This is a genomic window from Rhizobium sp. PP-CC-3G-465 (assembly GCF_004343445.1).
In the GTDB taxonomy this organism is placed as follows: Bacteria; Pseudomonadota; Alphaproteobacteria; order Rhizobiales; family Rhizobiaceae; genus Ferranicluibacter; species Ferranicluibacter rubi.
Window position 1 is genome coordinate 1 of record NZ_SLYH01000036.1, and the last position, 8802, is coordinate 8802.

The 8802-nt window shown below is 57.6% G+C and carries 8 protein-coding genes and 1 pseudogene; 1 reads left to right on the forward strand and 8 read right to left on the reverse strand.

Going from position 1 to position 8802, the window contains the following annotated elements; genetic code table 11:
* Positions 1-277: 277 nt before the first annotated feature.
* The 3 genes from C8J33_RS26385 to C8J33_RS26395 form a co-directional block, all read right to left on the reverse strand.
* On the reverse strand, positions 278-589 hold the full coding sequence (locus C8J33_RS26385) for a hypothetical protein (protein ID WP_132665892.1): 312 nt from the start codon (positions 587-589) through the stop codon (positions 278-280).
* 59 nt (positions 590-648) lie between these two features.
* On the reverse strand, positions 649-1821 hold the full coding sequence (locus C8J33_RS26390) for a Swt1 family HEPN domain-containing protein (RefSeq protein WP_132665893.1): 1173 nt from the start codon (positions 1819-1821) through the stop codon (positions 649-651).
* 129 nt (positions 1822-1950) lie between these two features.
* On the reverse strand, positions 1951-3045 hold the full coding sequence (locus tag C8J33_RS26395) for an RHE_PE00001 family protein (RefSeq protein WP_132665894.1): 1095 nt from the start codon (positions 3043-3045) through the stop codon (positions 1951-1953).
* A gap of 532 nt (positions 3046-3577) precedes the next feature.
* Here C8J33_RS26395 and C8J33_RS26400 point away from each other — a divergent pair.
* Positions 3578-4495 carry a recombinase family protein gene (locus C8J33_RS26400; RefSeq protein ID WP_132665895.1) on the forward strand — a complete coding sequence of 306 codons (918 nt, stop codon included), beginning with the start codon at positions 3578-3580 and terminating at the stop codon, positions 4493-4495.
* Here C8J33_RS26400 and C8J33_RS27745 read toward each other — a convergent pair.
* The 5 genes and pseudogenes from C8J33_RS27745 to C8J33_RS26420 all read right to left on the reverse strand — a co-directional run bounded on the left by C8J33_RS27745 (position 4482) and on the right by C8J33_RS26420 (position 8466).
* Positions 4482-4994, reverse strand: a complete 513-nt coding sequence (locus tag C8J33_RS27745; RefSeq protein WP_245507304.1) for a hypothetical protein — start codon at positions 4992-4994, stop codon at positions 4482-4484. The two genes, C8J33_RS26400 and C8J33_RS27745, sit on opposite strands and share 14 nt — an antisense overlap.
* Positions 4995-5144: 150 nt before the next feature.
* A pseudogene (locus tag C8J33_RS28030) lies at positions 5145-5546 on the reverse strand (TniQ family protein); the annotation flags it as partial.
* Positions 5543-6412 carry a TniB family NTP-binding protein gene (locus tag C8J33_RS26410; RefSeq protein WP_132665897.1) on the reverse strand — a complete coding sequence of 290 codons (870 nt, stop codon included), beginning with the start codon at positions 6410-6412 and terminating at the stop codon, positions 5543-5545. The pseudogene C8J33_RS28030 and the gene C8J33_RS26410, both read right to left, overlap by 4 nt.
* A 10-nt stretch (positions 6413-6422) precedes the next feature.
* Positions 6423-7277, reverse strand: a complete 855-nt coding sequence (locus C8J33_RS26415; protein ID WP_132665898.1) for an alpha/beta hydrolase family protein — start codon at positions 7275-7277, stop codon at positions 6423-6425.
* A gap of 103 nt (positions 7278-7380) precedes the next feature.
* Positions 7381-8466: a MerR family transcriptional regulator gene (locus tag C8J33_RS26420; RefSeq protein WP_132665899.1), complete on the reverse strand. Its 1086-nt coding sequence runs from the start codon at positions 8464-8466 to the stop codon at positions 7381-7383.
* Positions 8467-8802: the final 336 nt, after the last annotated feature.

Consider the following 8802-nt stretch of genomic DNA (forward strand, 5'->3'; position numbering starts at 1 on the left):
CGTCACCCAGCTCTATGCTGTCACCCGCGCCGTCCGCCAGTAGTCAGGAACACAAACTGGCCTCTGCCACAACGTGGCGTGTTCGTCGCGCTCACAAAGCTTCGAGGCGAAGTCCATCAACCAGAATGTCAGGATCATCGTCAATCCGCTCGCCGATTGTCGCTTGATACTCAAGATGTCCGGGCCGTACCAAACGCATCCGCCATGTCGTCTCCGGATTCATGACCCCTTGGCGCCGACGTGGCGGTGCGGTGCTCCACCACTGAGGTCAGGGCCTTCAGAGCCCAGCCGTGCTCGATGCAGACATTGGGGTTCGGTGTTCTTCCACCGCTAGGGCGCTCCGCCACATAGGTGAGATCGAAAGGAAAACGGCGGCACGGTCGATCTTGCCGAAAATGGTTTCCATGATCGGCGGCGATCCTGGCACGTCCAATGTGTCCCGATCAACAACGATATCGCGGTCGGCCAGATCAACGTCGGCGTCTGCCTGGAGCACTCCTATCGCCCGCTCCAGGCAAGTCTCTATCAGCGAACGGCCAACCCCATTCGGCGTGTCACTTTGCCAGGAGAAGAAAATGTGATGTGTCATCGAAAGCCCTCGATCGGTCGGCAGGTTTCGCACTCCAGGATCTCGTTCCTCAGATAGGCTCAGTGTGCGTAATGGACCGGTAGCCCCAAGCATCTAAACATGAAGGTACCCTCAGTCATCGCGACGAGCATGTCCGTCATACTGATGGGCCGAGAATGGGCGATGTCGTTTCGGATGTAATAAAGCCGCAGCAATGAGACGCGCAGGTTCTCCTGGTTCGGAAACACGCCGGTGAATTCCGGCCAGTTGTTACCGGCGACGATAATGTCTGCCAGGTCCATGAAGTTAGAATAGTGGATCAGGGCGAAAGCTGGCTTGTTGGCTGCTAAAGCCGTCTTTCTGCCCTCTTGCCATTTCGCCCGAACGCCCTGAGGCACGCGGCGCTTGATCCACGCCTCACCCTCGAGCGCATGAAGGCGAGCGCTCACGAAGTTGCGAAGATGCCCTTCAAGGCTTTGCAGCAAGTAGCCGGTCTCCGGACTGAACTGAACCGGCTCGAAAAGACCGTCCTCTACCGACAGCGCCGGCGGCTCGGGAAAAGAAATGCCGAAACCGGCAGAGACCATCACTCGGCCGTATGATGCCGGCGGAAAGGCAATTAGCGCACGCTCACGACCCGCATCATCATATCGATCCTCACGTACCTCGACAGTCTCCTTCTCATCCGGAGAAGCGCTCAGCGCGCCAAGCTCATCAAAGACGATCTCGCTAGTCTCGTCGGTGTATGGAGCGCTCAATCGCGCAACGTCAGAGAGCCGGCTGAGCCGAGCAAAGGATTCTGCCGACGCCTCAGGTTCGTCTGCAAGAGCCCAATCAACATCGATCGCCGCCATACGGCCGGACAGAATTACGTCCCAGTCCTGCTGCGCGTTCAGGATGCCCTCAAAAGGAGCCACGCACCCAGCTGCGATTTGACTAAGGTGCGTGATCTCCGCGATTTTTGGTGATACAAAAGCCGACAACTTGAGGGCTCCGGCAATGTCGGTCATACGGGACGCAGCATTGGCTTGCTCAATTGCCTGCATGAAGGCGGGCGACCGAGTAAACTCGAACAGTTTCGATAGCTTGTTGATTTCGTCCATTAAGCCGCTCGCAGCGACGCCGCGGGCGAACTGATCGACGAGATCTAGACCCGCAATAGGTTTTAGGATGTCGTCCATCATCCGTTGTTGCCGGGCGATGTCATCTAAAAGCTTCGACGACATGGAGATGTCACGAAACGGATCTTTCATTCACCACTCCTCTATTCTTAGTCGTCGTTTGGTTAGCAGCCCGCATTTCCCACTACATGGTCGAGCGTATACAACTATCTGAAAAGTCATTTAATTTAAACCTATCGCGTTGGCATGAACGCTGTACAACTACAGCAATCCCCACGCCCGAAACCTCCCCCTCCCCGTCATCTCCCTGAGCGGCAACTGCGCCACCAGATGCCGCGCTCCTTGCGGCGTGACGCCAAGCTCCTTGGCAATCAGGTTGGCAGACACCACTGGCCGCGCCACGACCAGGTCGACGAGCCGTGACAGGTTCGAATTGGTGCGTTTGGCGGATGCCTGACGCTCCAGCTGCTGGCGGGCGAGCAGAATGCGGTGATGCTCCTTCATCCCCAATTCCGCCGCCGCCGTAAATGCTTCGAGGAGCGCCAAAAGCCGCGTCATTCGACTTCTGGAATGCCGCTGTTCACGTCGCACGCTGCGCAGCCCGACATTGAGTGCCGGCAGGTGGGACGGCGTCGTGCCGTCGCGGCGCAGCAGTGAGGCGACCAGCTGGCGGCCGAGCTCGGTGCGGTGCTGTAGCACTTCGATCGCGCTCCAGGCATCGAGCAAAATTGCGCCGCGCAACGCGGGCGACAGGCCGCCGGTTTCGTGGAGAACCATCCGCCACTGTTCAAGCCGCTCGTCTTCGTCCCAGTCGGCGTCATAGACCAACGGATCGCGGGCATCGGCCGGCCGGGGGATGGCCGACCCGTTGAGAACCGCGGTGCTGCGCGCCAGGACCGCGTCAATCTCGGCGAAGTCGTCGCCGTGCGAGTCGTCGTCCAGCGCCAGATCATCTGCGCCGACCGAGCGCGCCAAATCGGACCGCGCCGGAACGGGCTCGTCACCGAGCACTCCCCTCCCCCGCAAACGAGCAATGCCCGCGGCGCTGAGCGCCCAGTCGGGCGGATGTGCAAAAATCTGCCGGCGGGCGCGCAGGATCGAGTGCGCAATGGTCAGTTCGTGGGTCGGCGTGCGGATATCGAGGCGGACATCGTGCAGGACGATGTCTTCAAGGTGGACGAGTTCGCCGTCGACCCAAAGCGATGCGATGGCGTCGGCAAAGTTCTGCCGCTGGAAAAAGCCGTCGCGGATCGGCGAGCGGGCTATGCGCTCATCCAGACGTGCCAAAGCTTCACCGGCACGGGCGGCCGGTGCATTGAGCACTCTCATATCGATCTTGTCGAGATCATAAGGCATTGAAATGCTTATGCATGATTTCCATAGCGAAAGCAAACTGCTCTATTGCTAGCGTCATACATTGCCGTGCCTGGCAGCTTAGCTCACTAACGATAGTATTCAAGTATCGATAGTGATGGATTTCGACTTCCTGACGCTGTATGTCGGTCGTCCTAGATCGGCGGAACGGCCGGGAACACAGGGTTTTGGCGGCATTTCTCGGCCCAGATCGCCGGATCCTCGCCTCAGTTCACCGGACAACTCTTCCCGGATCGGCGGACCGCGCATGGCCATTCGGGCAACCGTAGCGCTCCAAAGGGCCCTCTACGCCTCTCTTCCGACCGTGCGCGCTCTCAGAACCCTGCAATTGGTGCGTTTCCGCCAGCGAAGGCCGTGGATGCGTTCCGGCAGCTTCAAGATGTCCAGACGCCGGCAGAGCCGCCTTTCGCTCTGTAGGAGGCTGCAAATCGATCGATAAAACACGCCTGCAAAGGGTCATTTTCTCACGCATTCCTTATTTGTACAAACCACCCGAAATGCGCACGAGAAAATCATGGCAAAACGGCAAGTCGCCAATCCATCGCCAGCCCCGAAACGTCTTATAGGATATGCGCGTGTCTCGACCGACGATCAGGTGCATGACGCACAGATGGACGAGCTGCGTGCCGCCGGCTGTGAGAGAATACTTCAGGAGCAGGGCTCCGGCGCATCGCGGGCGCGACCAGTTCTGACAAGGTTGCTCGGAGACCTCAAAGCCGGCGACGTGCTAGTCGTCGTCCGGCTGGATCGCCTTGCTCGGTCTGTGAGCCACCTTCTGCAGGTTATAGAAGATCTCGAGCAGCGCGGCGTCCATTTTCGATCGATCCGCGATCCGATCGATACGTCCACGCCACAGGGCATGTTTTCTCTCCAGGTTCTTGGTGCCGTCGCGCAGCTCGAACGTGCGCTGATCGCCGAGCGAACCAAGGCAGGCATCAAGGCGGCAAAAGCCCGCGGCAAGCTACCGGGGAACCCTGGACTTCGTGAGCGGCGGCCGGAAGCCATCAAGGCGGTGTCAAAGGCCAGGGAAAAACTCTATCTCGACGAACTGATCTCCACTGCCCAGACTTGGCTCCCGACCGTTCGGCAACTTCGCCCAAAGCATAGCTGGGACAACGTCGTGCGGATCCTCAATCGCCGAGGCCATGACTGGACGGTGGAAAGGCTACGTCGGGCCGTGCATCGCATGGTCCGCGAAAAGTTGGCCGAGCCTGAACTACTGGTCCGCTCTCCACGCCGCGCGCCAGAAGATCACCTCATGAAGCTTGTCGCAGCGATTGCCATTGCCGATCCCGGCCTGTCGCTGCGCGACATTGCCAGCCAGCTTGATCAGATGGGAGAGCGACCAGCGCGCGGGGGACGCAAATGGCAGCCATCATCCGTTCGCGACTTGCTGGATGAGGCGCATCGGTTCGGCCTCATCCGTCATTGAGGGCACGTAGCATCAATTTACCGATCGCGCGATTTCTCGCCCTTCCTGATTTCGGCGGAAGAGATTTCCAGGCTTGGCTCCGGATGATGTCGCTGGCGAGCTGCCGGTATTCGGGTTCTGGGCGGAGTTTCAAGGGTGAAGTCAATTGCGCTGCTAAGGGTGCGTAGGGATCTGGGACGGTGGGCTCGAGCTCGAATTCTCGAAAGGCCGTGCGAGCGGAAGACGGAAGTCGTTTCGTTTCGGAACTCATCCCAAAGAGCAGGCCCGCGATCGCCGCAATCGTCACCGCGCGCCATGCAGGTGAAAGTTTCGTCAGCGGCGCAATGTCTGTCGATGCCGAAGGACGCCGACCAAAGGGTAGCGGCAGGCCCAGCGAGGTAATGTAGGGCGCTCCGTCCGAAGTCGGCGCCCAGAGGAAGCGACATGCTTTGGCGATACGTTCCAGTTCCGGCCCGCCAGTGACGATTGCGTCGCTGATCACCGACGCAATCTGCACCATGTCTGCTTGATCGCGTCGCCGAAAGCTTCGCGCCGAGACAACCGCATTGCAATCACGGCAAAACAGTCTGACGACCCCGGCAAGTGTCGACCGGAACTGAAACAAACCGCTGCGAAAACATCGAGAACAGTTAATCTCGAGGCCAATTCCGTGCCAGGGGCATGTCACCGATTCGATGCATGCCCACGATCGCCGGCAATAATGGTCCCTCCCCCTCTCGGCATCCTCGTCCAGACATGCCGGACAAACGCCTCGATGCACGGGATCGCTCACGAATGAGGCCCTGCTGCGTTCGGTACTTTGCAGAGACAGTCGCTCCAAATCTGCTTGCTGCAGGCGGCAGGCAAGCGCCCATGATCGACTTGCGGCTCGATCGGGATGGAAGTCGCGGCTGAAGAAACTAGGGTGCTGGCCGCCGGAGGACCTGGTTATCCAGTCTTCGACCTGCTGGGGTGAGATGGAATAATGGCTCGACACCCGCCAATGCCAACAACTGAGAAGTTCGTCGTCACAGGGACGAGGTGCGACGGCCAGCAGCCGTAAATGTCTCATGAACTTGCCTGCCGCTGTAGGCGGCGTTCCGATCGTCGCGCCATAGCGACGAGTGGCAGCACGAGGTTGTCACCGTCGAAACTGTCCAGTGTGATTGCCTCCGTACCAGTCCGGACGGCTTCAACCGCCACGGTCTCGATGAGCCGAAAAATCCGGACTGTGACGCCGTCGGTCATGTCCAGCACCTTGCGCCGAACCGCCGCAGAGCCAAGCTGCGACGGCTCACGCAAAGGAAGGATGCTCCCGAGGCTTGCGAGCAGTTGTGCAAGCTGCTGCGTATTGGACCAGCGCTTGAGATGAAAGGCCTCGAACCGCTCCGCAAGCTGCGGATCCGTCAACAACGCCTGGCGAGCCAGATCCGTGCCGGCGCAAATCAGCGGAACTTTCAGGTCATTTGCGAGAAAGCGAATGACATTGAGGAAGACCCGTTGCTGCCGATAGGTCCCAGTCAGCATGGCGTGTATCTCATCGATGATCAGCATCCGCACCCCCATCTTGCGCATCAAGGTGCGGCAAGTGTTCTTCAGACGGTACGTTGCATCTCCCACCGGACCAGGCGCGCTCATCGCATTGAGAAGCTCACCATAGACGTCGCGCTCAACAGGTTCGGCAGGCATCTGCATTGCCACGACCGGCATGGTCGTCACCCCGGTTCCGCGATCAAAAATGGGCTGGTGATCGCGAAGAAACTTTCGAATAATCTTGGTTTTTCCCATCCCGGTGTCGCCGTAGAGGAGCAGACATGGCATTCGGTCTCGCGGCGGATAGGAGAGCAAATCCTCAAGCCGCGCCAAAGCTGCTCGCGCATCGGGCGTTTCCAACCAACGATCTGCCCGGATCCAGGCGACCCGTTCTTCGATCCCCATGTCTGGCCGGTTATTGATTGGAATGGTGGCCGGCTTCAAATCGGAACGGTGGCCGGTCAATGATCGGAATGGCGGCCGGCTTCAGAGCGGAATCCGCACTAGGATTACCTAGCACGTCAATATCACTCAAATACTGATCGAGATGCCGTTTCCACAATGCTGGTTTGAACAGCAAGGCATGGCCCATTGGGGCAGCAACGAATTTCCCCTTTCCTCCCGCCGACAGGAACGTTTCGAAATTTGCTCTACAGTGCTCTATCCGATAGTACTGATCACGGATGCCATGCAGCCAAAGCGTCGGAATGTCGGCAGGTGCGCCGCGTTCGAAGAGGGTTGGGTTGACGATTTCATGGTTCGAGCAACTTCTGCCGAGCCAGCCACCGTTGAAATTAATAGCGCCGCGAAACGTATTCGGTCGCATACCGGCATACGCTATCGACAGAATGCTGCCGCGTGAGACGCCCCCGATGACAAGCCGGTCTTGATCCACATCAGATCGTTCGCGCAGATGGCGAACAACAGCGTCCATGTCTTCGACGGCACGCTCGAAACCCGCGACCGAAATTTCAATATTGCAAGAGTAGCCGGAGCCGTCTGGAGCTAGACCTTCTCCGTAGCCCCCGCCTGACTTCCCTCTTCCACGGCGCTGTGGAAAGAGGACCATCCAGCCCTTCTCAACAAAATAGTGTGCCGTGACGGCCGGGCATACCGTCCTTGTATAGAGGGACTTATTACGGCCCCTTCCGGTAAAGCCATGGTTGAAAACGACCGTCGGATGCGGCCCATCGGACTGAGGTTTGGCCACCACGATTTCTAATCGCGCGTCCGCTTGGCCCGATGTTATGAAAAACTTCTCAAACTTCATTGACGCTCGCGCTCGGTTCTCTGTTGCCAAAATACCGAATTTTACTCGATATGTTAGCTGTGCTTTTGCAATGCTACAAAGGCAGGAGCGATGAGGTTCGCCCTTACAGAGCTGGACGCAAATAGAGATGGCTGACTTTGCCTCGATGCGTGACTGCGAAACCCCATTCCATTTTCGCATTTTCAAACTCGACGTCATAAATATCGAGGCCTTGCTGAACGCCTTTAAATGACAGGGCTTTTAAGGACCCAGCTTTCTCCAGCTCGCTTTGGATAAAGTCTTTTTGCTCGATTGCGAGCGCCGCCAATGCTGGTGCCATACCGTCAAGGTCGGGTTCCCCCCGCGCATGCTGCTCAATCAGGCGGCGCAGGATGTCTGCACTTCCAGGCATTGACGTCTGATCGCGGATTCGCTGCTGAATCTCAGCCTCGATGCGGAGTATCGGGTCTACGGCAACCTTTCGGGCATGGTCCTCGAACCCGTTCTGATGGTGAACAAGACCATCGACCCTACCATCGTGGTCGCGGCAGAACTCTATTTGAACCGGCAGTACCTTCATAAAAAATTCGGTCTCGCCCTCTGGAAATATGTCGATGTCGGACTGACCTACAATCCTGTACGCGAGTTGGCCGTCGTGATTGGTGACAATTGAGAGCGTTCCGTCGGAAGTCTCGTAGGCACCCGAAAAGGTGTCGAGGAGGTCCGCCTTGATCGGAACCTCGTCTCTTGGACGCATCTGTTCGTATCGACGCCAGGCTGCGGTATCCTTAGAAGTCTCTGTCATGTGAGTTTCCCTTGCCAGATTGGTAAGATCATCAATCGATGGTGTGCCTCCGGATCGAATCTTCGATTGAAGACTTTCGATCACCTGCAACCCTCGTATGGCGCGGTCCTTCGAGTTTGCTAAAGCCTCGCGCTGCAATGAAAGCGTTTGCTCCAAATCAGCGACCTGTCCTTCCAGAAGCTTTGCTATATCGCGCAGGCTAAGGCCGAGGGTTTTGAGGGCCAGAATTTCATTCAGGCGAACGATCTCGGTGCTGCCGTATAGTCGCCATTGCTTGGACGTGCGCCGTGGGGAGATCAGGCCATATTGCTCGTAGAGCCGAAGTGCTCGAATGCTAACACCGACCTGCTCTGCACATTCCAACGCGGTCAGCAAAACTTGATCTCTATTTCGGCGATCGTGCATCGAAAACTCCTTCAGGAATATTCAATACGGTATGACGCTAGGTCCGGCTCAAGCGGAAAATTGAGCTGTCGCAAAAATCCCGCAGGCCGTCCGAAAACTCAGAATGAAATTTCCTACGTAGAATTTCCTTCCGGCATTCCGACTATTCAATATGATGCATTCTATAGACGGTGGCAGCAGGAGAAGCTGCTAGCATCATTTTCTAACGAAATTTTCCTGCCTTGAGTTTTCGGACGGTCTGCCCGACATTTGCTCGATATCTTAATTCGACTTTTGCAGCGCTGCAAAATTAGGATTTCCGCGAACGAGCCGTTCAAAGTCGCGCGACCAAGTGCG

Coding starts and splice junctions, on each gene's coding strand:
- C8J33_RS26395 (WP_132665894.1), bottom strand. CDS start 3,045: ATGCCTTATGATCTCGACAAGATCGATATGAGAGTGCTCAATGCACCG.
- C8J33_RS26390 (WP_132665893.1), bottom strand. CDS start 1,821: ATGAAAGATCCGTTTCGTGACATCTCCATGTCGTCGAAGCTTTTAGAT.
- C8J33_RS26385 (WP_132665892.1), bottom strand. CDS start 589: ATGACACATCACATTTTCTTCTCCTGGCAAAGTGACACGCCGAATGGG.
- C8J33_RS26410 (WP_132665897.1), bottom strand. CDS start 6,412: ATGGGGATCGAAGAACGGGTCGCCTGGATCCGGGCAGATCGTTGGTTG.
- C8J33_RS26400 (WP_132665895.1), top strand. CDS start 3,578: ATGGCAAAACGGCAAGTCGCCAATCCATCGCCAGCCCCGAAACGTCTT.
- C8J33_RS26415 (WP_132665898.1), bottom strand. CDS start 7,277: ATGAAGTTTGAGAAGTTTTTCATAACATCGGGCCAAGCGGACGCGCGA.
- C8J33_RS27745 (WP_245507304.1), bottom strand. CDS start 4,994: ATGGTGCAGATTGCGTCGGTGATCAGCGACGCAATCGTCACTGGCGGG.
- C8J33_RS26420 (WP_132665899.1), bottom strand. CDS start 8,466: ATGCACGATCGCCGAAATAGAGATCAAGTTTTGCTGACCGCGTTGGAA.